This is a genomic window from Lachnoanaerobaculum orale, from assembly GCF_003862485.1.
Lineage (GTDB): Bacteria > Bacillota > Clostridia > Lachnospirales > Lachnospiraceae > Lachnoanaerobaculum > Lachnoanaerobaculum orale.
The window spans coordinates 1,487,434-1,512,992 of the sequence record NZ_RRCM01000001.1 but is presented as its reverse complement, the minus strand read 5'-3'; the positions used below and the strand labels follow the sequence as shown (position 1 = coordinate 1,512,992).

Here is a 25,559-nt window from a genome sequence, read left to right as displayed (position 1 = left end):
GGTGTGAGAATATGAAGAGATTCTTGAGTATCTTAGTTATGGGAATCGTATACGCAAGCATAATATTAGCGTGTGAGATAGGACTTGGACTGAACGGCAGGCAAGTTTTTGTAATCTATATAGTATCGGCTGTAATCATTTTTGTTGGAGCTATATCGGTTAATATAATCTACAATGTAGTATATATAAAGAAAATACAGAAGCTTTTATTGCTGTTTGATGAAGGTAAGTTTGATGAGTGCATTGATAAATTGAATGCTATAGAGAAGACTACAAAATCAAAACATATCAAAAAAATGGCAAAACTGAACATGGCTTTTGCATTTATGAAAAAGAAGGATTACGGTGAGGCAAAATATATATTTGAAAATTTTGGAAGTTCACTTGAAAAGATGCCTGAAGTGGAGATGGCAAGAAGGTTGAATTTGTGTCTTTGCTGTTTTTATCTCAAAAAATATGAGAGAGCAAAAGAATTGTATACAGACAGTAAGCCTTTTTTTGACAAGTACAGAGAGACTGATGATTACTATGAGTATTTTATATTACTTGATGTGTTTATGTATGTAGTTTTTAATAATGACACCACAGAGGCAAGGAAACGCTTACATGAAGCAAGGCTCTTATGTAAAGATGAGGAGTTTGAAGAGGATTTTGAGTATCTGGAGTCTATTATAAACGGATATAAGTCCGTTTGATCGTACAGCTAATATATTATAATAAGGGAGAAAGCTATGGAGAAAAAGCCTTACAGTGCAGGTGCGGTGAAGATGTCTTTTTGGTTTATGGAGTTTCGCAAGGTGGTGGAGCTTCTTGCTGCCGGTAAAACATTGGAAGAAATCAAAGAGATGAATAAAAACGAAAATATATTCGGTGCGCCGACTGCCGCCCGTGCCAATCAGATTTTTGTTACAGTATCGGGAAGAATTAGGACGCTTGATAAAAGTTTTGTGGAAGTGTTTCAAAGAAGTGATGTTGCAATGCAAAAGATATTTGTGCTGGTTTCATCACTTGCCTATGACAGCCTGTTTTTTGAGTTTGTATATGAAGTGATTCGTGAAAAACTTATTTTGGGGGCGGATACTTTAACCGACAGCGATATAAGGATTTTCTTTAAGGATAAAAGCCTTCAGGATGAAAGGGTTGCCAAGTGGACAGCCGCCACTCTAAAGCGCCTTGGAGCATACTATAAGACAATGCTTTGTGAGGCGGGACTTTTAGATAAGGGCAAGGCGGACAGAAAGATTATAAGACCTGTCTTAAGTCCTACAGTCGAGGAGTGGTTAAATACACATGATATGGAAGTATGTGTGAAAGCATTGAATGGAGTAAGATAATGACAGATTTGACAGAGCGACTTGATATGATGGAAGCCGCCATAAAAAAGCCGGGATTTCGCAAAAGTGCCGGAAGGGCAAATGAGGTAAACTATTGGCTGTTTGACTATCCGCCTGAAAACGAGCTTGAAGTCAGAGAGAGGATAGCTTATTTGAAAGCTGAAAATGAAAGCGGAGCAAATGATTTTACTCTGGCGGTATTTGACCTGTATGATATAATCATAGATTTTCTTGAAAATAAAAATTTTATAGAAAAATGCTTTGATTTTGAAAAGAAAAAGGGTTTGGAGAGAATCACAAAGGCTGTAAGCAATTCTATGAAGTTCAATGATGACGACAGTGTTATTGTACAGTATATAAAAGATAATACTCCGGATAATGCCGTAGTGTTTTTGTGCGGTATTGGGAAATGTTATCCTATACTTCGTTCACATAAGGTACTCAACAACTTGCATCAGGCATTTGTGAAAGCGCCTGTGGTGATGTTTTTTCCGGGCACGTACAATGAACAGGAACTTATCCTGTTTGATGAGATAAAAGACGATAATTATTACAGAGCATTCAAGCTTGTGAAATAGGAGGATTTAAAGTGCAGATTAAGGATATGTTTGCCAAAAAGATTGACCGTGAAATCCAGGGAGTCATCATAGTAGGACAGGGCGAAGAGACCAATGTGGCACAGGAGTTGGAAGAGTATGTGGTAACAAAAGAGCTGCAAAAGCATTTTGCGGATTTTTTTGCCGCCTACAAAAAGGGTATTGAAGGTATGACACCGAAGATGGGTGTATGGATTTCAGGTTTCTTCGGAAGCGGTAAATCTCACTTTCTAAAGATTTTATCCTATCTTTTGGACAATAAGTCTGTGGGAAACAAGCACGCCTATGACTATTTTGTGAACGATAAAAAGATAACGGATGAAAAAATACTTTCAGATATGAGGCTTGCAGCTTCCACTCCTTCAGATGTTATCCTCTTTAACATTGATTCAAAGAGTGAGTCAAGCGGAAAGCAAAATAAGGATGCCATAGTCAATGTATTTTTGAAGGTCTTTAATGAAATGCAGGGATTTTGCGGCTCAATGCCTTATTTGGCCGACCTTGAAAGAAAGCTTAACGATGACGGAAAGTTTGAAGAATTTAAAGAAAGCTTTGAAAATGAGTATGGAGAGACTTGGGAAGAATCACGCTCCGACTTTGATTTTATTCAGGACAGTGTAGTGGATGCACTTGCAGATATCGGTTTTATGAGTGAGGATGCGGCAAGAAACTGGTGTGAGAAGGCAACCACAAGCTATACTATAAGTATTGAAGACTTTGCAAAGAGAGTAAGAAGCTATATTGATAAAAAGGGAAACAACCACCATGTAGTATTCCTTGTTGATGAGATTGGACAGTATATAGGAGACGACTCAAAGCTTATGCTCAATCTTCAGACCGTTACCGAGGAGCTTGGCAAGGAATGTATGGGCAAGGCATGGGTGATTGTCACATCACAACAGGATATAGATTCAATAACCAAGGTAAAGGGAAATGATTTTTCAAAAATTCAGGGACGTTTTGATACCAGACTTTCACTTTCAAGTGCAAATGTTGACGCCGTTATCAAAAAGAGAATACTTGATAAGACTGAAACGGCAGCCGAAACCCTCAGCCTTTTGTATGAACAAAAGGCTACGGTAATCAAAAACTTGATTGTATTTAATGACGGCGTTGAGAAAAAACTGTATGCAAATGAAAATGATTTTAAGGAAGTCTACCCTTTTGTGCCTTATCAGTTCAATCTGCTTGCAAGTGTGCTGACATCTATACGTACACATGGAGCTTCAGGCAAGCACCTTTCAGAAGGTGAGCGTTCAATGCTTGCTTTATTTAAGGAGTCCGCAACCGAATGTAAGGATGATGAAATCGGAATACTTGTGCCTTTCCATCGCTTCTATGATGCACTTGAAAACTTCCTTGACCACAGCCATAAGGGAGTTATATCAAAGGCGTATGACAATACGGCAATCAATCCTTTAAATAAGGACGGAGATGTATTTACAATCAATGTTTTAAAGACTCTTTTTATGATAAAGTATGTAGATCAGATTGAGTCAAATATCGACAATATCACAAGCTTGATGGTTGAAAATATAGATGATGACAGAATAGAGTTAAAGTCAAGGGTGGAAGAGGCGCTGAAGGTCTTGATAAGCCAAATGCTTATACAAAAAAACGGAAGTCTATACATATTTTTGACGGATGAAGAACAGGAAATCAACAATGAGATTGCAAAAGAAAATGTTGAGATGTCCGAGGTCATCACAAAGATAGGTGAGATGATATATGAGGATATTTTAAAAGAAAACAAGTATAGATATCCGTCATTTAACGGCAGATACTCATTCGGTTTTAATCAAAATATTGATGACCGTCCGTATAAGTCCAACCAGAACTTCGATATAGGGCTTCGTATACTTACACCTTGGTATGATGTCAAAGAAGATGCCACATTGCGTATGATGTCCGGACAGGGCAGAGAAGTCATAGTACTGTTGCCGGATGACGACGAGTTTTTGAACGAGATGACGATGAGCCTTAGAATAGAGCGCTTCTTAAGAAAGAATGCCACATCGGGACAGCTTGCAAAATATGAGAATATCAAAAAGAGTAAGCATGACGAGATGAATGAGAGAAATGCCAATGCAAGGCTTTATCTTGTGGAGTCTCTAAAGGATGCAAGATATTATGTCAACGGAGATATTGCAAGGCTTTCTTCCAAGGAAGTGAGTACAAAGGTGAATGAGGCTATAGGACGCCTTGTTCAGATAGTATTCCACAAGCTCTCTTATATAGATACCGCTATGGGCGAGGCCGACATAAGAAAACTCTTTGATACCGGCAATCAGATGAAGATAAACGGAGGTACCGTAGCAAATATCCATGCGACGGAGGATGTGTTAAGCTTTATCTCTATGAATTCAAAAGGCCATTTGAAGACTTCCATGAAGACTGTAAAAGATCGTTTTATGAAAGCTCCTTACGGATTTGTGGAGGATGATATATATTGGATAATTGCATATTTATTCAAAGTCGGAGATATTGCATTCACATTAAACGGTGCGTCAGTAAACCTTAACAATAAGAGTGCGGATGAGATAATAAACTATATCACAAAGAAGGCCTTTACAGAAAAGCTGCTTATGGAAGAGCGTATCCGTGTAAGTGAAAAGGATAAAAAAGAAGTCCGTGATGTGATGAAGGAGGTATTCCATACTCCTATAGTGCCTGATGATGAGGATGCCATGATGGCTGATTTCAAGAGGCACGCAAATGATATGATAAATGAGTTAAAGGACCTTGAAATAAATTATATTAAGTATAATTATCCGGGAAAGAAGGTCATAGATGACGGTAAGAGATTATTTCAGTCTGCAATTCAGATAAGTGATGCATTGGAATTTTTCGGTCATATCTCAAAGATGAGAGATTTTTTCTATGACTTTGATGAAGACTATGAGCCTGTAAAGGCATTCTTTAAAGGCGGTCAAAAGGAGATATTCAGCCGTGCTATAGATAAGCTTAGAATTTATGATGACAGCAAGACCTATATAGTGGACGCTGCACTTGAGGACACCGTAAAAAAGATGCGTGACATTTTGAAGATGAGTATGCCGTATAAGGAAATCCACAAATTGCCTGAGCTTATGGAGCAGTACCAAGATGCGTATAACAAGGTGCTGGATGAAGAGTTGCACCCTATATGTGAGTCCGTCAAGGAGTGCAGGACATATATATCGGATACTTTAAATGAAAAAGAGTATGCAAATGAAAAAAGACAAAAGTATCTTGCAGGTTTTGATGAGTTGTTAAACGAAGCTGAGAGTTCCACCAATGTATCAACTCTTAGAGGTCTTGAAGATAAGGCAAAAGCTTTGATGACACGTCTGTTGGGTGAGATGGATATGCTTGATGAGCAGATTGCAAAAAAGAAGCAGGCTGAGATAGAGCAAAGTCTGAAAGAAAAGGCCGGACAGATGGGCATTGATGTCGATGACGATCAAGTAAAAAAGAGTATTGAAGAGCAAAGTAAGCAGTACAAGGTCAAAAAGACCAAGAACATCCCGATAAAGAAGATGACAGGTACAATGCTTTGGAGGCTTGAGAGCAAGGAAGATATTGACAGGTACTTATCATCTCTGCGTGAAAGGATATTAAAAGAACTTGAAGAGGATACTGTTATAAATATACAACTATAAACGGGAGGAGCTTGATGGATAAATATAAAATATGGTTGTAATATGTTTGTGAATATTGAGTGAGATACATTGTAAATATAATTATAAGAAAAATGAAAGGGGTGAGTTTTATGATTCTCCCGAAAGAGTTGATGGAGTTAATCAGTCAGGGTGAGGGGATTACAGTTGAATTTAAGAAGTCAACAACAGATATAACAAAAGATGTTTACGATACAGTTTGTTCTTTTTCAAATCGAGAGGGAGGTCATATTTTCCTTGGAGTTAAGGATAATGGTACTATTATCGGTGTTAATAAAGACTGTGTAGAACAGATGAAGAAAAACTTTGTCGCTACAATAAATAATGAAAGTAAAATTTATCCACCACTATATTTGACTATAGAGGAGTATGAGATAGATGGTCGTATTGTCCTTTATGTATATATACCGGTCGGGAAAACAGTTTATCGTAATTCAGGTAAAATATTTGATCGAAACAATGAGTCTGACATTGATATCACAAATAATGCTGATATGGTGTTTAATTTATATGCACGCAAACAAAGTACTTATTTTGTTAACAAGGTTTATCCGGCTGTTCCGGTTTCTGCTCTTCGTCAAGATTTGATGGATAGAGCAAGGAGAATGACAAGAGTAAATAATGAGCATCATCCGTGGGTAGATATGACAAATGAAGAGATGTTGAGAAGTTGTGGGCTCATACTTGAAGATCCTGAAACAAACAAAGAGGGAATTACGCTGGCGGCAATTCTACTCTTCGGTACGGATAATCGTATTATGTCTGTGTTGCCGCAACATAAAACAGATGCGATTTTTAGAGTATTCAATGTTGATCGTTATGATGACAGGGACGTTGTAATTACAAACCTTATTGAAAGTTATGATCGTTTGATGGAATTTGGAAGGAAGCACCTAAATGATGTATTTACTTTAGATGGAATACAAAGAGTAAGCGCCAGAGATGCCATACTACGTGAGATTATCTCTAATTCACTTATGCATCGTGATTTTGCCGGTGGATATGTACCAAAATTTGTCATTGAACGTGATAAAATTATAACAGAGAATGCTAACCTTGCACACGGACATGGAAATCTGAATTTGAATACATTCAGACCTTTTGCAAAAAATCCTGTGATAGCAAAAGTGTTTAGGGAAATAGGACTTGCTGATGAGCTTGGAAGCGGTATGAGAAATAGTTATAAGTATACAATGCTGTATTCAGGTGGAAGACCTATTTTTACAGAGGCGGATATTTTTATTACAGTGATTCCGTTATCAGAAGCCTCTACAGCCACGGTCGGTCCGGTGACAGGAGGTACCCCCCAAGATACCCCCCAAGATACCCCCCAAGATACCCCCCAAGATTTGGAGAAAAGATTGGAAGAATTGGTTGAATTTTGCAGTATGCCTCAGAGCAAACGTAATATGATGGATTATATCGGACTTACCGATAGTAAGAGCTTCAGGGAAAGATATCTTGTTCCTTTGATTAATGCAGGAAGAATTGAGATGACAATACCAGATAAGCCGAAAAGTAGAAATCAGAAGTATAGAAAAGTAGATATTAAAGCTTAGAAAGTAAATATTAAGATAAAAAATATATAGGATACATAAACGGGAGGAGTTTGATGGATAAGACATCCATAAAAAACTTTGCGATTTGGGCGAGGAATAAGCTGATTGCGGATATCGGTTATAAAGCTTCATTGATGGGAATAAATGAGGATGGAATCAGTGAGGCGCTGTCACAGTCTACTATAAGTACAGAGTTTTATGATATCGGGACTGACAATCCTTATGCTATAAGCACAAATCAGATAAAGCAAAGAAAAAGACTTGTAGAAGTAATCAGAAAAAAGGAAGCGGATACAGACTATAAAACCGCATATAAATACATAATTGAAGAGGTTGCCTATACCTGGTTTAACAGACTTATTGCCATACGATTTATGGAGGTAAATGACTATTTGCCTTCTCGTATGCGAGTACTTTCATCAGTGTCGGGAAAGCACGAGCCTGATATTGTAACAAATCCTTTTGAGGCGGAGCTTGAGCTTAGTGATGATGACAGAGGAAAAATAAACACGTATAAGAGTGACAACAATATTGATGAGCTTTTCAATCTCCTGTTTATAAAACAGTGTAATGCTCTGAATACCCTATTGCCGGCGCTTTTTGAAAAGACCGACGACTATACGGAGCTGCTTTTGAATCTGTCAGTTATTGACAGAGACGGCGTAGTGTATAAGCTTGTAACAGATATCGCAGAAGATGATTTCAATATAGAAAAGGGCGGTCAGGTAGAGATTATCGGATGGCTGTACCAATATTATAACAGTGAGCCGAAGGCCGCCGCATTTGCAAAAAAGGGTAAGATAAGTAAGGAAGAGATACCTGCGGTTACACAGCTTTTCACTCCGGACTGGATAGTGCGCTATATGGTGGAAAACAGCCTCGGCAGACTGTGGGTAGAGGGGCATGGTAATGAAGAGATTAAGGCAAATTGGAAGTACTATCTTGATGAAGCGGCTCAGGAAGCCGAGGTAGAAAAACAGCTTACAGAAATCAGAAAAGAGTATGCCAAGCTCTCACCTGAGGATATCAAGATAATAGATCCTTGTGTGGGCTCGGGACATATTTTGGTATATGCCTTTGATGTGTTGATACAGATATATGAGAGTGCAGGTTACAGCACTCGTGACGCCGCAAAATGTATCTTGGAGCATAATATCTACGGGCTTGATATAGATGACAGAGCCTTTCAGTTGGCATACTTTGCTATAATGATGAAGGCAAGGCAGTACAACAGAAGAATATTAAACGGAGAGTACAAGCCGAATATCTACTCTATCAAGGAGAGCAACGGTATAAACAGAGAGCAGCTTAACTACCTTGGAGGCGGATGCAGTGAAGATGAAAGAAATAAGGCATTAGAGCAGATAGTTATCTTGTTGGATAAATTTAAAGACGCCAAGGAGTACGGTTCAATACTTAATGTGGAGCAATTTGACGCAGAGTTGCTTGAAAAGTTCATTTCACAAAGTGAGCCTGACGGACAGATAAGTATGCACACTGTTGGCATAGAAGAAACTATACAAGAGCTTAGACAGATAATTGCAGTGGGCAAGGTGCTTTCAGATAAGTATCATACTGTGGTTACAAATCCGCCGTATGCAGGAACAAGTAATCTAAGTCTTAAGCTGAATGCCTATATCAAGGAAAATTATCCTGACAGCAAATCTGATTTGTTTGCGGTATTTATAGAGCGTTGCAGTGAGATGACAGGAGAGAACGGTTATCAGGCAATGATAACGCAGCATTCATGGATGTTCTTATCAAGCTTTGAAAAGCTTAGAAAGAAGATGATGCAAAGTGAAATTATAAATATGGCACATCTTGGAGCAAGGGCTTTTGAAGAAATCGGCGGTGAAGTGGTGCAGGTGACTGCATTTGTACGATGTATAGAGCATATAAAAGACTATAGGGGAACTTACTGCAGACTTATAGAGCCGACTTCACAGCAAGGCAAAGAGAAGATGTTTTTGGACGGAGAAAACAGATATGTCACTGTGCAGGATAACTTTAAAAAGATACCGGGTGAACCGGTGGCGTATTGGGTAACAAATAGCTTTTATTCGGTTTTTTTAAATCCATTATTATATGATTTTACTATTTCAGATGGTCAAAATAAAACGGGTAATAATGCAAAATTTGTTCGTGAATTTTGGGAAGTTAAAAAGTCAAATGTTGGTGTAGATAAAAAATGGTTATTTTATGCTAAGGGTGGAGGCTATAGAAAATGGTATGGTAATATATCAGAAGTAGTGGATTGGTCAAAAGAATCAAGAGAGTTTTATAGAAGGGATAAAATCTGTAGAATTATTCCGGAGTATCTTTGGTATAAAGTAGGTATAACATGGAGTTTAATTTCTAATAATCCAAGTTTTAGATTATTGCCATCAAATGCGACCTTCGATGTAGGAGGGTCAAGTATATTTCTAAAAGATGATAATAATTTGGATTATATGATTGGATTACTAAATAGCAAAATATTTGAGTATATGCAGAAGATAGTTAATCCAACTATAAATATTCAGGTTAAAGACATTAGGGTTATGCCATTTATCCAAATGTGTAAGGAAGATGTGGATGACTTAGTAAACAGATGTCTTCAATATTCCCGGTCCGACTGGGATTCCTATGAAACCTCATGGGATTTTGCGACTCACCCCCTTGTAAAGCCGGTTCTTGTAGAAAATAATTCTAACCGCTCACAAACTCTTATTGCCGACTGCTACAGTGCATGGGTAGATGAGTGTGAATCTCGCTTCAATAATCTGAAAGCTAATGAAGAGGAGCTGAACCGTATATTTATAGATATCTACGGTCTGCAGGATGAACTTGCTGCCGATGTGGCGGATAAGGATATTACGGTGCATCGCATATTTGATACCAAGGAGGATATACTAGAGTCTATGAAAGGCTCAAACTATGTTCGTACCAAGCGTGATGAAGTGGTATCACTGCTTTCATATGCTGTGGGATGTATGTTCGGACGCTACTCACTTGATGTAGAGGGGTTGGCATACGCAGGCGGAGAGTGGGATGATTCAAAATATACTACCTTTAAGCCTGATGATAACAATATTATTCCGATTACAGATGAAGAATACCTTGATGATGATATAGTCACAAGGCTTTGCACTTGGCTAAAGGCAGTCTACGGTGAGTCCACAATTGAAGCAAATCTTGACTTTATAGCTGATGCACTTGGCGGTAAGGGCAATACAAGCCGTGAAATTATAAGAAATTACTTTTTAAACGATTTCTTTAAAGATCATTGCAGTACTTACTCAGTAACAGGTTCAGGTAAGAGACCGATTTACTGGCTTTTTGATGCAGGAAAGCAAAACGGCTTTAAGGCGCTTATATATTTGCACAGATACAATGCCGACACTATCGGGAATCTGCGTATCGACTATTTGCATTTTTTACAACGTATCTATGAGAGCGAGAGTAAGCGTATGCAAAGTACGCTTGACAGTGCAAAAAGCCCTCGTGAGGTGGCGCTTGCCTCAAAGAGAAAGGAAAAGCTTCAAAAGCAGTTGAAGGAATGTCATGAGTACGATGAGAAGATTGCTCACCTTGCACTTAGTCGTATAGAGCTTGACCTTGACGACGGTGTGAAGGTAAACTACAGAAAGATACAGACAGATAGAGACGGCAAATTTTATGATGTGCTGGCAGATTCAAAGAATATCATGTATAAGGAAAAATAGTATAACTTAAAGGTTATTGGAAAGTAGTAAAGCGATGGCGGAATTAAACCTAAAACAGATAAACGCTCGTCTGAATGAGGAGTTTAGAGGAGAGAAGAGAAAGCTTGTATTTTGGTATGATGACAAGGCCGAGTTTGCAGAGGATATAAAGGATATAGAACTTGACAATGCAAAGGTATATTTTTTGCAACCTGACAATCAGTTTTATACAAAGTACTTTTTGGAGCGAAAGGATAAGGAGAACAATTATCTTATATATGCACCTTTTCCGAAGCCCGATGTAAGAGAGAATCATCTTGAAGATACATTGCTGTATTCAAAGAGATTTTTTGCAGACAGAGCGTCACTGCTTATGGCGGACCTCGGAGTGGACGAGAAGTATAAAAATATCATTGAAAAGCATATCAAGTTCTTTGCAAATAAGGACAGAACACAGAGGTTTTATGATCTTGAGATTGAACAGTTTAATGAAGAGAACATAATTGTAGGAATGCTTGGCAGTATCTGTCGTACGCAGACCTGCTCTTTTGAAGAAGTGGTAAGAGCGGTTTTAAGTGACGGAGAATGTGAAGAGAATAAATTTATTGACGCATTCAAAAAGTATGATTTGCATAGTGAGTTTTGGAAGCTGTGTGAAAGACATTTCGGATATATTGACAATACACCGTCTCTGACAAACTTTGTTTTGACTCTTTTTGTCACTTATACCGCAAAAAGCATCACAGGAGAGCTTCCTGAGAGTTTAAAGAGTATGGTATCTCATAAGAGCGGAAATATCATCACATTTATGGATAATCTTAAAAACAGTGTACTGTATAAGGACAGATACAATGAATTGTCGGAATTTGTTTCAAATGAGTTAAATATAGTCAAAGTATTTGAGAATCTTTTGCCTGAAGAATTATTGTATTGTGATACCTTTGTATGCATTGATAAGATTATTATAAGGTGGATAAAAGAGCGTCTGCTTGCAGAGGATACAGGTGCAATGCTTGATAATCATTCAATAAAAGAGGTCGTTTCAATCAGATCAAAGATGCACTTTAGTGAGAGTACGGGAAAGATTTATCATATGCTTGGCAGTGCATATGATATTGTGGTGAGTGCAAAGTATACCTGTCCTGACAGCTTTAGCGATATTTTGGAAAAGTATAAGACAAGCGACTATAAGATAGATCAAAACTACAGACATTTTTATTATGATTATGACGGTCTTGATGACAGTGAGGATTTTGAGGGACTGCGTGAACTTGTAGAGAATATATATGCCAATGAATACCTTGACAAGCTTTTGCAAAAGTGGAACAGCGGTATTTTGGAGGAGAATGCATACGGTAAGTTGCCTTTGCAAATAGACTTTTATGACAGCAATATCGGAGGTCTTAAGGACAGAACGGTTGTCATAATTTCGGATGCGCTTCGCTATGAGGTGGGACATGAGCTTTATACTACATTAGCGGACGATCCCAAGAGCAATATAAGGATTGATACGAGTTTGAGTGTATTGCCTTCTTATACAAGGCTTGGAATGGCGGCATTATTGCCACATAAGAGCATTACAATGAGTGATGATTATACCGTGCTTGTAGACGGTATGAGCTGTGACAACCTGCTTACAAGGCAGAACATATTGCAAAGATATTGTGATAACGGTATTTGTGTACAGTTTGACGATATTAAAAACATGAAAAAGTCGGAACTTAGAGATGTATTTACCGGAAAGCAGCTGGTCTATGTCTATCACAACCAGATTGATGCAAGAGGAGATAAGGCAAATACTGAGGATGAGGTGTTCGTAGCCTGCAAAGAGGCGGTAAATGAGATAGCAGATTTGATTCGCCGAATATCTTCAAATGCCAACACTCACCATTTTATTGTAACGGCCGACCACGGATTTATCTATAAAAGAGATAAGCTTAATGAGAGCGACAAGATAAATGTAAGAGATAAGAACGCTTTTGTAAACCGCAGATTTATAGTATCTTATGAGGCGATATATGAAGACGGCATAGAAAATGTTTCTATGGGCAGAATTTTAAGAAATGAAGACGGCAAGGTGGTATCATTTCCTATAAGCAGTAATGTTTTTAAGGTATCCGGAGGAGGACAAAACTTTGTACATGGAGGCTCGTCTCCGCAGGAAATGCTTATTCCTGTGCTGAATATTAAGATGGAGCGCGGTCATATTGATACGGGGAATGCACAGATAGCACTTGTCAGTATGGTGCAAAAGATTACAAGCAATGTTACCGTACTTGAATTTATCCAGTCTGAAGCTGTAAGCGATACTGTCAAGGCGACTACATACAAGCTTTATTTTATCTCTGATGATAATGAGAAGATATCAAACGAAGCTACTCTTTTTGCAGACAGCAGAGAGCTTGATGCAAGAAAGCGAATTTTCCGTATGAATTTCAGATTCAAAGATAAAAAGTATGACAAGAACAGAAATTATTATCTTGCGGCATATGATGAAGGCAGCGGTGAAGAAATTTGGCGCCACCATGTGGTTATGGACTTGGTAGGAGAGAGTTTTTAGAAAAATTAGACAGAAAGGACATAGAAGATGGGAGAATATAAGCCGCCTTTTCATATGACTGACAGGATTACAAACCTTGTAGCAACCATATGTGAACAAGTAGGAAGAATTACGGTACTTTCTCATGGAAATTTGAGTCCACATCTGAAAAAAGAAAACAGAATAAGAACAATCCATTCGTCACTTGCAATAGAGCAAAACTCGCTTTTGTTAGAGCAGGTGACAGCTATTCTTGACGGAAAGAGAATACTTGGGAATCCGAATGAAATAAGAGAGGTTAAAAATGCCTATGATACATATGAGTTGCTGCTTTCGCTTAATCCATATTCTGTAGAAGAAATGTGGGGGATTATGCGAAAGGAAGCTTTCCCTAAGGATATGAGATTGTAATGAGTTTGTTAAAGCCAACAGTATAATTTGGGAAGTTATTATTATTTTAAAAAGGAGGTTAGTATGAGGATGAAAAAAATTGTAGGAATATTTTTGGCGGCAATGACTATGCTTAGTGCCTGTAAAAAGGGAGGTACACAGTTAGAAAATAAAAGTGTTACTGAATCTGATAAATCCATAAAATCTGTTGAAGCTGTGATTCCGAATCCGGTTTCGGAGGGAACAGATGTTAATAAGTTTATAAACGGAGATGATCACTGGAAATGGTGGGAGGATTATATAGAAAAGGTTCACAACTCACAAACTGTGCAGGAAGGGATGGGACAGTACTATGAACAGATACAGAAGGAACTTTTATCAGATGCCTCAGATCATAATGCAGTATGTTCGCCATTGAATATTTATATAGCACTTTCCATGCTGGCTGAAGTGACAGATGGAAATACACGTAAGCAAATACTTGATGTGCTTAATGTAAAGGATATGGATGTCTTAAATAAGCGAATAGAAGCGATATGGGATGCCAATTATGTGGATACACCTGCACTAAAGAGTATGTTGGCAAATTCTATATGGTTAAAAAGCGGTATAGGGTATAATGAAGATACTTTAAAAAGGCTGTCAACGGAGTATCATGCTTCATCTTACAGCGGTGAGATGGGATCTAAGTCAATGAATCTGAAACTTCAAAAATGGACTGATGAGCATACAGGAGGATTGCTTAAAGAGTATACAAAAGAATTGGAACTTAAACCGGAATCGGTGTTGGCACTTATTTCAACCGTTTATTACAAGGCATCTTGGGATAAGGAATTCCCAAAGGAGCAAACAAATGATGGAATATTTCATGGGCTTTCAGGGGATAAGTCGGTTCCTATGATGAACAATGATGTTATGACAAATTTGTATCAAACAGAGCATTTTCAGGCTGTAGGATTGAGCCTTGTCGACAGTGGTGCAATGTATTTTTTCCTGCCGAAAGAAGGTTATAAAGCACAGGATATTGCAGCAGATCCACAAATGATAAAAATCTGTATGGAACCTGCAAGTGTGGAAAGTAATTCGGCATTGGTGCATCTGACAGTTCCAAAATTCAATGATTCGGCTAAAATAAATCTGTTGGAGTGTCTGAAGAATATCGGAATTACAGATGTGCTTTCAGACAAACAGGCAGATTTCACTCCACTTACAAAAGAAGTTGAAAATATTTATGTAAGCAGAGCAGAGCATGCCACCATGGTAAAGATAGATGAGGAAGGTGTTACAGGTGCGGCGTATACTGCACTTATGATGGAGAGCGCAGGAATAATACAGAATCAGGTGGATTTTATTATTGACAGACCTTTTGTATTTGCAGTGGCGGCTCCTGACGGTTCAATTCTTTTTACAGGAGTTATTCAGAATATAGAGTAGTATCTTTCTTGGTCCACAAAAGGAATAGAAGCTTTGGCTCTGGAAGACAAACGACTTGAGTTGGTATCTGTTTCTTGCACTGTAAAGATGATATACTTTACAGTGCAAAGTGGATAAGTAGGATGTTATATTATAATATTTAGCTAATAAATTATTAAATAAAAGGGGATTATATTATGGCATTAAGTTTAAGAAAAGGTCAGAAGGTAGATTTGACAAAGGGAAATCCGGGGTTGAGTAAACTTATGGTTGGTTTAGGTTGGGATACCAATAAGTATAGTGGCGGATATGACTTCGACCTTGATGCAACAGCATTTCTTTTGAAAGCTGATGGCAGGGTAAGTTCAAATAATGACTTTATTTATTATGGGAATCTAAAGCATTCATCAGGAAGTGTCTGTCATATGGGCGACAATTTGACAGGTGGTGCTATGGGTGATGATGAACAAGTCTACGTAGACTTAAGGATGGTACCAAGCGACATTGAAAGAATTGTTATTGCAGTGACTATCTATGATGCTGATAAGAGAGGACAAAATTTTGGTCAGGTCAGCAATGCTTATATCCATATATTGGATACTACAAACAATAATGAGATACTTAGATATGATTTAGGCGAAGACTTTTCAATGGAGGCTTCTATAGTAGTTGGAGAAATATATAAGTATAAGAATGAGTGGAAATTCAATGCCGTAGGTAGTGGGTTCAAAGGCGGACTAAAAGCACTTTGTATGAATTATGGAGTGAACCTTGAACTTCAGGATAGAGATAGAGGTGCTATTGTACTTGAGAAGGGTCATAAGGTAAGCTTAAAAAAAGGCAGTGGAGAAATACTAATAAACTTAAACTGGAGTCAGCCACAAAATAAAGGATTTGGAAATGGCATAGACTTAGACCTTGGTTGTCTTTATGAGTTGCAAGATGGTAGAAAGGGAGTAGTACAGGCACTTGGGAATTGCTTTGGTAGCTTGGTTAATCCTCCATATATTTCTCTTGATGGAGATGATAGAACAGGTTTAGCAGTAGATGGTGAGAATCTTAGAGTAAACAGTGCAATGATTCCACAGATTAAAAGAATGCTGGTATATACCTTTATATATGAAGGTGCAGCCAACTGGTATGAGACTAATGGTGTTGTCACAGTAAAATGTCCGGGAAGCAGAGATATTATAGTGAAGATGGATGAATATGGCTCAAATTTAACTATGTGTGGTATAGCTCTTTTAGAAAACCGTGATGGACAGTCACTTTCTATGGAGAAGGTGGTGAAGTTTTATGGTGGCCACGTAGAACTTGATAAAGCATTTGGATGGGGATTGCGCTGGGTAAGAGGTTCTAAGGATTGAGGTTAAATTATATATAGTGATATATAAATAAGAGTGGGCCTGGCCCACTCTTATAGTTTATGAATTAAAATACTTGCAATTATTTAGTACCTGTAAGTGCAGTACCACTTACATACAGTGTATGTCCATTACTTATGATATTTTGTGAATTACCATGGAAGCTTGTCACATAACTGTCAGCAGTTAATGTCCAAGTGCTTGTGTCATCTAATGTAACAGAAACATTTCCAACTTCAGTTGAAACTCTGATACCGGAAGCATTGCTGATATTACCATCTATTGTACCTTCAAAATTTGAATTAGAACTTAGATTCATGGTGAGAGTTGAATCATTGCCTACTTTTACTAAGCCACTGAGTTTTTGAGATGTAGCATCTAATGTAGCAATATTAGAGCCACCACTCCAACCATCTGCACAAACAGAAAGTAATATATTATTGCTATCTTCATTCTTTATTGTGACATTATTTAGAGTAATGACAGCATCTGTATTTGTAACATGGAATACATGACCACTCTTGCTGGTAATACTTCCACCACTCATGCTAAAGCTACTTGTGCCGCTATTTGCATCTCCGGACATTGACTGGTAAATCATAATAGTATCTAAAAAAGTAGCATTACCATTTTGCTTTGTATTTTTAGCGGTAAGGTCACAGTTTTCAAGCTTTATAGAATTCAAACCCTCTATGCATACACCTTCTGAAAGATTGGATGTTAATGTGGCATTAGATACAGAAATGTCTGCTGTAGAATAAATAGCCGGAGAGCCAAGACCATTTGATGTATATGTACCGCCATCTACAGTGACACTGCCACCGCCTCTATCTGTACGAATAGCAGCAGATGATTGTCCGCTTGTAGTAATATCAAGATTTGATGCTTTTGTCACACCGCCACCTGATTTGAACCTTTTGCATCAGAAGTTATGTCACCACCTGTAATAGTAGTATTAGACCCATCTTTCACCAAAACTGCAGCATTCAAACCATAGAAGTTACAATTATCTCCACCATCTGAATCACCTGATTTTGTAACTGTAGGATTAGTGATAGATACATCATCAGAAGTAGAAACTAAAATAGCACTCTGATCACTTTCACTTGAAGTATAAGTTTTGTCACTTTGAGAGTCCTTCGATGTGATTTCTGTTGCTCCACTGTAGTTAAGATTTTACATAAGTATCTAATTATATCTTTTTGACTTGCCTGTTGTCTACTTTATATAGGGTTAGCAGGTTAAATAAGAGGTTGCTGTCTTTAGGGTAGGAGAGGTATCTTGCTTCCCAGGTAGGAGCAAATTTTTCCTTATATTTTCTAAGGCCGCCGAATGAATAGAAACGTGTTGCAAATGTGTATACCAAAAAGGCAAGTTTTTCCTCGACAAAGCTGTGGTCGTTTTGCCCCACATTGGACAGCGGTGCCATTCCAAGGTCAAAGTACATCACATCCTTTTCCTTCATATAAAGAAAAATCTGTACAAAGAGATAGTCCATAATACCGTTTCTTTCAGTCTGCGGGTCATATCTCATCAAGTCTATACTTGATTCGGTGGCGGTATTGCATACAAGGAAGTTTGCAAATGCCTGTACTTTTCCTGATTCATCAAGTACACAGGCGATAGGCGCTAATGAGAGGTAGTCTCTGTCAAAAAAGCCGAGTGAAAATCCCTTTTCCTCTCTGCCCGAGAGCCAAGAATTTGAAATATTTTCAAGTTCATCCATAAATTCATTTGAAAACGGAGGATTCACTATCTTAAAGCTGTATCCTGAGTTTTCGCCTCGGTTTATAATGGCACGAAACTTTCTTCCGGATTTTCCCACAAGTCCGAATTCATTAAGATTTACTTTGGCAGTCTCACCGAATTTCATGAACTCATATCCAAGCTCATGCAAAAGTAAGGTCAATTCCTGTCCGATTTCATAAAAAAGCGGAATAAGATTTTTAGATTCGGCTTCATTTATAAATTTGGTGACTGCATTTTTAAAGTATTCTTTTTTACCTATCGGGTCACCCATAACAATAGCCTTGCCGTCCTCCAAGGCAAACTGAAATACCACAAGGTCTTTATTATCTTCAGTGTAGTAGTAGAGCAGTTTGTCATCCAAAAATGCAAGTGAGGCGTTCAGATTTGTATTATCAAAACTTTGCAAAAAATTTTGATATTTGACCTTATCAAACTTCTCACCGAATGAAAAATGCCTGTCCTTTGCAAGTGATTCCACTACAATATAAAACAGTGCTATTATGACAAGGTAGATGAACAGATGTAAAAAACGTGTAAAAAAGACATTAAAAAAATGCATTTTAGTAGCGTGTTCCATACCGACTTTGCTGTGGAAGATAATATATCCCAGACTTTCATGTCCTGTATTCTTACTTGAAATATACATAAGAAAGAATGTGAGTGCAAAGCTGCCTATAATATATCCTATATCTTTTAATCTGTCTTCAGGAGGGTAGAAAAATGATTTCCTGTCCAAATCCTTTCTCCTTGAAAATACCAAAAGGATGAATATTATCAGATATATGCTGCTGAAAACCGAAATATCTCCGATATTTATATAAATCAGACTTATAAAAGACAAACAGGCGGCAAACCAAAGTGCAAACTGTGAGCGTCTCTTTAACAGCCTTCCAAGCAGGAAGAATAAGCTTCCAAGTAAGAAGCTTGGGAACTGGAAAAGCAGCTGACCATGTATAGGATCCATCTTTCCGATAATAGGTATGGAGTGTATACTGTCGGGAAGGATGGCTGTCGCCATCAGAAAAAATCCGAAGAAATTTGCCATAAAGTGGCTTACACTTTGCTTTACAAGTTTTGAAAGCTTATTCGGAATACCGGAAAACTTATCGTTGATTTGACCTCCCATGCTCTTTAAGAAAAGGATAAGTCCGATAAAGAACGGAATTATATAATAAAAAACTCTAAAGAGTAAGAGCCAACTTGCAGCTTCATTGTGATTGATTGACAGATGTAAAAGTCCGCTAATCATCATAAGATCAAAGCTTCCGAGACTTCCCGGTATCATAGAAACCATTCCTATGCATATGGAGATAAAATACAATGGAAGTATATTCACCAATGAAACATCATATCCCAAAGTTCTTCCGACATAGAAGAAAAATAACGATACAAAGCTCCAGTCAAGTAAAGATGTTACTATAAGTGCCGACATCTTTTTGCCGCTTAAGTTTCCGAAGTAATCCATATTTTTTCTGGTAGAAAGTATAAGTAAAACAGGAAGTATAAGTGAGGCAATGATAAGGACAAAGCTGTAAGGTCTAAGTGTGTCATTTTTTGCATAAAAAAAGATAAAAAACACTGAAAGCAGTGAGAGCAAAGAAAGTCCCGACATAAAGTAAGGCATTACCTTTGATATGCCCTGCATTGTCTTGCCCTCTTTTTCCTTTTCACTGAAATAGCTGTAGCGAAGTCCTACATCAACAAGCCCTGCAAATCCGATAAGGTTGTTCAGGCTGTTTATCGTCCAGCTGCTTTCAATAAGCTTGCCTACAGAAATCTCTTTGCCAAGTTCTTTTGTCAGTATATAGTCATAGAGCATCATCGGAGATACCGCAAGTATTCCGAAGATAAACAGGCTTAAGACCTGAAGAGGTGAGAGATGCTCTATTATCTTTTTTACGGCACTGAATGATATAGTCTTTCCCATATGGAAAAGTTCTATAATTACCAGAATAAGTATTGATATAAAAAGTATACCCTTTAGGATATTTTGGTATTTTTTTAGGAATGAGATTATACTGCGCATCCTACCTCCTTGAAATATATTGAACCAATTTATAAACAGTCTTATTAAAGTAGGTACTGTCTTTCTTAGGAATGTTATGTCCTTGATTTTTTCTTTCTATAAACTTTCCGTGTGGGAAGAGTTTTGATATAGAGATACTGTGACTTCTCTTTATCATATCGCACTCACCTACTAAAACGATGACAGGATAGTCTGCATTTTTGAAGGTATCTTTTGATATATCAAGACTTTCATGAAGTAGAGGAGATACCATAGACCTTCTTTTGAAAACAGGGAAAAATATGCCGAGAGCTTTGTAGAGGTATTCTTCAAAAAAGCAGGCATATTTTGGTAAAAACTTTAAACCGTCAAATGAGATATTGCCGCTGTTTGCAATAATACCTGCAACTCTTTTGCCGTGCAGTTTTGCGTACTCTATGGCAAGGTTTGCACCGTCACTATGTCCTACAAGCAAACACTTTTCTATATGCAAATGTGAGAGCAGCTCTTCAAGGCTGTCTGCCAGATAAGAAAAGCTTATTTTCCCCAAAATATCTCCTGATTTGCCATGTCCCAAGCTGTCCACAAATATAAGTTTGCAGTATTTACTTAGAACTCTTTGTTTTTTAAAGTATCCGCTTTCAAGGTTGTTACCGTGTAAGAAAACAACCGGAAAACCTTCTCCACAAATTTCATAATGTATATATTCACCGTTTCTTCTATAAAACTTCATATATAACACACTTTCATAGCTTTACTTATGAACAAGTTCTAGCACAAAGAAATAAAAAAGTCAAATAAAAAAGGACTTCTTTAAAAAGTCCTTTTAATAATCAGTCAAATACTATAGGATTACTTTGTTTAGGCCTTAGTGAGAGTGCGGCACCTATAGCACCTGCGTATCTTCCAAGCGGATGTGTATGAATCTTTTTATCAAGCTTTTTCGACATAAGTTCTACAAAATAAGGTGTGAAGCTGAGACCGCCTGTAAGCATGACTTCGCCTTTTATACCATGCTTTTTGGCAAGAGATATTACTTTATTGGCTACTGAGTCTATAACACCTGCGGCAATATTTTCTCTTTTTTCACCTGAACCTATATAGCTTATTACTTCAGATTCCGCAAATACGGTACACATGGAACTTATAGACAGAGCGTCGCCGGAGTATGCAAGTGCATAAAGTTCGCCAAAGTCACATCCCAGCCTGTTTGCCATAACCTCTATAAACTTGCCTGTACCTGCCGCACATTTGTCATTCATCAAAAAGTCTTTCACCATGCCTTCCTCAAGTGTAATAATCTTGGTGTCCTGTCCGCCTATATCTATAACGGTACCGTTTACTTTAAAAAGTGCATAAGCACCCTTGCCGTGACAGGTTATCTCCGTGATGTTTTTATCGGCATAGTCTACACATATCCTTCCGTAACCTGTAGCCGCACAAGCCATATCTTCACTAAAGCCTTTTTCTTTAAGCTTTTGTATTATAGCTTTGGCGGTTTCCTTACTGTTCCAACCTGTAGGCATACAAAATGAGTCAAGTAAAAATTCATTATCTGTAACCACAACCTTGGAAGCTGTAGAACCTATATCTATTCCTATGTAATATTTACAATCCATCAAAAACCTCTTTATACGGCTATTGTTTCAAGGAAAGCCTCAAGTCTGGTATTTATCTGTCCCGCATCCGCCTTTGAATAGTCTGTTTCCACCTTAAGATAAGGGATTCCCTTTGCAAGTATGGACTTTTTGACATTGTATGACTCTATAGAGAAAGTATGGCAGGCCTGAAGTATTATCTCAAGTACTCCGTCTACCTGATAATCGTCAATCATATCTGAGATGAACTTTAATCTGTTGGTATTCGGACTCATAACAGAACAGTTGATATTCAGATATTTTTTGGCAAGAGCCTCTGTCACAGGCAATGTTGTGTCAACTTTTTCGATTTTTTCTCTGTTACTGTTGCAGGTGTCAAATGCTACCACGTCCGCACCGAGTTCTTCCAATACTTTGATAGTTTTGTCTCTGACACCGCCGTTTGGACATCCTGTTATCAATATTCTTGGCTTCCTGCTTACCTTACCCTTATAGTTTGCTTCCCAGTCGGCCTTGACCTCGTCTATTCGTTCTCTTAACTGCTTGCAGCGCTCTTCCATACTTGGTATAAAGCTCAGTGTATCAAGCTTGGTTCCGAGTTCGTAGCCTGAGATAGGAGACGGATTCAGCTTGCCGAGGTCAAGATATTCAAGTACAAGGTCTCTTTCGGCATTTTTTTGTAATATTGCTTTTTTAACATCCTCTTCGGTTATTGTGACGCCGTAGAAGTCTTCAAGCTTTTTCCAAAACTTTTTGATTTCGGCTTCCCACATTGTAAGTGCAACTTCATCTCTTGAAGACGGAAGCTGCATAACATAGGTATTCTTGATGTCGTTCATAAGCTCAAACATCTTCTTTTTGCCGTCACAGGTGGTCTCACCTACTATGAAGTCAGAGAAGTAAAAGTACGGGCAGGTATCTGTAAGTGCAAATCCGTAACTTGCCTTGATAAGAGGGCAAAGGTTGCTTGGCAGATGTTCTTGTGCGGCAGCTATAGGCTCTTCACTTGTAGCACAGAGTGTAACAGGAATTGCACCTGCGGCCATGATAAGTTCTGTAGGAATAAATGAGCAGTATGTTCCTACTATTTTACCTCCGTTATCTTTATGAGCTTTCATCTTCATAAAGCCTGATTTTCTTGCTTCAGGAAAACTCTCAAAATTTTCCGGCAGTCGTAACATAATGAAATCCTCCGTAAAACGATATATTGTATAAATTGTATATAAAATAACTAAAGTTTACAATATATATATTCAATAGATTTGTTTTTTGTATAATTAGACAGGGTTTATTTGTTTTCTCAATAGTTATACTTTTGTTTTCAAGCTTTTAAACCGGTATTCTGCAAAAAATATTTTTTAATAAAGATATTGTAAAATAAGTATTTGCTATATTAGAAAAGTATTCTTTTACTTAATAAAGTATTTATACTGCCTCTAAAATATGACAGCTTTTACCAATGCATTAGAGTGTTAATATATGCAAAAGATAGAAAATTGTGTAGTAAACTTGACTTTTTATATATGTTTTGTTAAATTTATATCGCATTTTAGATATGCATAGAGACAATGATGTCGAGACGAGGATTCGCCATTGTCTTTTTTATTTGATGATATATAGAGAAACCATTGGAGGTATTAAAATGGGATTGATAGAAAATGAGTTTGTAAAGTTTATGGAAAAGTTTGATGAGCATCCGTTTGAGATGATAATCGACGGAAATAAGCATATGATAGGAGAGGGAGAACCTACATTTTCTATTAAGGTAAATAAGGTACCTTCAGTTGTGGATATGCTTACAAGTACGTCTATTACCTTGGGCGAGGCATATATGGACGGAGATATCGAGATAGAGGGTGACCTTTATAAGGCTTTAAATATGTTCCTCGGACAGATGAGTAAGTTTTCAACAGATCAAAACAAGTTGAAGAAGCTTATATTTACTTCACTTTCAAAGAAGAATCAGCAGAAGGAAGTTTCTTCACACTATGATATAGGAAATGATTTTTACAGTCTATGGCTTGATGATACTATGAGCTATTCATGCGGATATTTTAAGAATGAAGATGATACACTCTATCAGGCTCAGGTAAACAAGGTACATCATCTTTTGGATAAGATGCATCTGAAAGAGGGTATGACAATACTTGATATCGGTTGCGGTTGGGGATTTTTGCTCATTGAGGCTGCAAAGAAGTATAAAGTAAAGGGCCTGGGTATAACTCTAAGCCATGAGCAGAAGGCTAAGTTTGAGGAGAGAATAAAGGCAGAGGGTCTTGAAGATTACCTTGAAGTAGAGCTTATGGACTACAGAGATCTTCCAAAGACCAAGAGAACTTTCGACAGCATTGTCAGTGTAGGTATGCTTGAGCATGTGGGCAGAGGCAATTATGCGGAGTATTTGCAGTGTGCCAAGTCCGTACTTGCTCCGGGCGGTATATTCGTACTTCACTTTATCAGCTCTCTTAAGGAGTATCCGGGTGATGCATGGATTAAGAAATATATTTTCCCGGGCGGTGTTATACCGAGTCTTCGAGAGATTATATCTGATGCAAGTGATTTAAGACTTTATACATTAGATGTGGAGAGCCTTAGAAGACATTATAACAAGACCTTGCTTTGCTGGAATGCAAACTTCCAGGCTCACAGAGATGAGGTGGTTAAGATGTTTGATGAAAGGTTTGCCAGAATGTGGGAGCTGTATCTGTGCAGCTGTGCCGCTACTTTTTGGAATGGAGTTATAGATCTTCACCAGATTATATTTACAAATGATGTCAACAATGAGTTGCCGATGACCAGATGGTACTAATATAGTAAATAAGGAGCTTTCACTTTTGTGAGAGCTTTTTTATTTTAAAATACGGGATAAATAATATAAAACGGACCGGAGTTTATTTTATGTGTGAAATGTATTAGTACCTGCTCAAAAGATGTATTATAATATAAGCAGTTTATAAAAAGGTGGAGCGTATGAAAAAAGGAATAAAATTTCACAGTATATATTACAGATTTACATTATTTATGCTTATGTTTTTTACAATGGTAATATATTTTCTTTCGGGAGGTGGAGATATAATTATTGTAGGTCATCTGTTTAATTCAACAAAGCTTTGTACCGTATTAAATATAATATGGATTGTTATGTTTGTTGTATTTTCATTTGTATTTACAAAATGTGTTATCTCAAAGGACGGAATTTATTTGAAAAAGATAGATTTGACGGTACCGTGGGAGGATATATCAAATATTACATATACATGGATAAACGAACTTAGTTTATACCGACATGAATGCTCATTTTATAATGTAAAAACAATGGTAGTATATAGACATAATTATAAGCCTATATGTATTTCAAATATTTCGGTATTGTCATTATTTGCCGTGAAGTATTTTTCTCCTAAATCCAAAGTGGATATAGCATTTCCTGTACTTACCACATTATTTAATGTGGGACTGAATGTAAGTATATTTTATATAGGATACACCACAAAATTACTTACTGTTAAAGTAAAACCGGAACTTTTCTTTACTTTTTTAGGATTGTATTGCATAAAGTCTATAATCTTGCCTATAGTGATGTTAAAGCTGACAAATATGAGATACGGAAACTACTTAAGACATGGCAGCTTACGCAATCACAGCAATCCTGATACAATCAATATCTAAA

Annotated in this window: 16 protein-coding genes and 1 pseudogene; 12 read left to right on the top strand and 5 right to left on the bottom strand. The window is 37.5% G+C overall.

The genetic code is table 11. The annotated features are described in order from the left end of the window. Positions 1-11 precede the first annotated feature (11 nt). The 10 genes and pseudogenes from EHW90_RS07160 to EHW90_RS13805 all read left to right on the top strand — a co-directional run. Positions 12-695 carry a tetratricopeptide repeat protein gene (locus EHW90_RS07160; RefSeq protein WP_124952176.1) on the top strand — a complete coding sequence of 228 codons (684 nt, stop codon included), beginning with the start codon at positions 12-14 and terminating at the stop codon, positions 693-695. A gap of 36 nt (positions 696-731) precedes the next feature. Further along, on the top strand, positions 732-1,334 hold the full coding sequence (locus EHW90_RS07155) for a DUF1819 family protein (RefSeq protein ID WP_124952175.1): 603 nt from the start codon (positions 732-734) through the stop codon (positions 1,332-1,334). Further along, positions 1,334-1,912 carry a DUF1788 domain-containing protein gene (locus EHW90_RS07150; RefSeq protein WP_124952174.1) on the top strand — a complete coding sequence of 193 codons (579 nt, stop codon included), beginning with the start codon at positions 1,334-1,336 and terminating at the stop codon, positions 1,910-1,912. The genes EHW90_RS07155 and EHW90_RS07150 overlap by 1 nt, the downstream gene beginning before the upstream one ends. Positions 1,913-1,923: 11 nt before the next feature. Next, the gene (gene brxC / locus EHW90_RS07145; RefSeq protein ID WP_124952173.1) at positions 1,924-5,571 is read left to right on the top strand and encodes a BREX system P-loop protein BrxC; all 3,648 of its coding nucleotides are present in this window, start codon (positions 1,924-1,926) and stop codon (positions 5,569-5,571) included. 110 nt (positions 5,572-5,681) lie between these two features. After that, positions 5,682-7,148: an RNA-binding domain-containing protein gene (locus EHW90_RS07140; RefSeq protein ID WP_124952172.1), complete on the top strand. Its 1,467-nt coding sequence runs from the start codon at positions 5,682-5,684 to the stop codon at positions 7,146-7,148. A gap of 53 nt (positions 7,149-7,201) precedes the next feature. Next, positions 7,202-10,852: a BREX-1 system adenine-specific DNA-methyltransferase PglX gene (pglX, locus tag EHW90_RS07135; RefSeq protein WP_124952171.1), complete on the top strand. Its 3,651-nt coding sequence runs from the start codon at positions 7,202-7,204 to the stop codon at positions 10,850-10,852. A gap of 34 nt (positions 10,853-10,886) precedes the next feature. Then, the gene (gene pglZ / locus EHW90_RS07130) at positions 10,887-13,391 is read left to right on the top strand and encodes a BREX-1 system phosphatase PglZ type A (RefSeq protein ID WP_124952170.1); all 2,505 of its coding nucleotides are present in this window, start codon (positions 10,887-10,889) and stop codon (positions 13,389-13,391) included. 27 nt (positions 13,392-13,418) lie between these two features. After that, complete coding sequence (locus EHW90_RS07125) at positions 13,419-13,781, top strand: Fic family protein (RefSeq protein WP_124952169.1); 363 nt, start codon at positions 13,419-13,421, stop codon at positions 13,779-13,781. A 63-nt stretch (positions 13,782-13,844) separates the two neighbouring features. Beyond that, positions 13,845-15,194 (top strand): serpin family protein, encoded by a 1,350-nt coding sequence (locus EHW90_RS07120; protein ID WP_124952168.1) that lies wholly within the window; start codon positions 13,845-13,847, stop codon positions 15,192-15,194. Between the two features lie 176 nt (positions 15,195-15,370). After that, positions 15,371-15,946: pseudogene (locus EHW90_RS13805) on the top strand (TerD family protein); the annotation flags it as partial. 673 nt (positions 15,947-16,619) lie between these two features. On the opposite strand, the gene EHW90_RS07110 reads toward EHW90_RS13805, so the two are convergent. From EHW90_RS07110 to EHW90_RS07090, 5 genes are all read right to left on the bottom strand, one after another. Next, positions 16,620-17,432: a hypothetical protein gene (locus EHW90_RS07110; RefSeq protein WP_243113935.1), complete on the bottom strand. Its 813-nt coding sequence runs from the start codon at positions 17,430-17,432 to the stop codon at positions 16,620-16,622. A 297-nt stretch (positions 17,433-17,729) separates the two neighbouring features. Next, positions 17,730-20,312, bottom strand: a complete 2,583-nt coding sequence (gene mprF, locus EHW90_RS07105; RefSeq protein WP_124952166.1) for a bifunctional lysylphosphatidylglycerol flippase/synthetase MprF — start codon at positions 20,310-20,312, stop codon at positions 17,730-17,732. A 1-nt stretch (position 20,313) separates the two neighbouring features. Further along, entirely contained in the window at positions 20,314-21,024 is a 711-nt protein-coding gene (locus tag EHW90_RS07100; protein ID WP_124952165.1) for an alpha/beta fold hydrolase, read from the bottom strand. Between the two features lie 100 nt (positions 21,025-21,124). Next, entirely contained in the window at positions 21,125-21,910 is a 786-nt protein-coding gene (locus EHW90_RS07095) for an acyl-CoA dehydratase activase (protein WP_124952164.1), read from the bottom strand. 11 nt (positions 21,911-21,921) lie between these two features. Next, positions 21,922-23,070 carry a double-cubane-cluster-containing anaerobic reductase gene (locus tag EHW90_RS07090; RefSeq protein ID WP_124952163.1) on the bottom strand — a complete coding sequence of 383 codons (1,149 nt, stop codon included), beginning with the start codon at positions 23,068-23,070 and terminating at the stop codon, positions 21,922-21,924. A gap of 461 nt (positions 23,071-23,531) precedes the next feature. Between EHW90_RS07090 and EHW90_RS07085 the strand changes: the two genes are divergently transcribed. After that, positions 23,532-24,698 carry an SAM-dependent methyltransferase gene (locus EHW90_RS07085; protein ID WP_124952162.1) on the top strand — a complete coding sequence of 389 codons (1,167 nt, stop codon included), beginning with the start codon at positions 23,532-23,534 and terminating at the stop codon, positions 24,696-24,698. Between the two features lie 161 nt (positions 24,699-24,859). After that, on the top strand, positions 24,860-25,558 hold the full coding sequence (locus tag EHW90_RS07080) for a hypothetical protein (protein WP_124952161.1): 699 nt from the start codon (positions 24,860-24,862) through the stop codon (positions 25,556-25,558). Position 25,559: the final 1 nt, after the last annotated feature.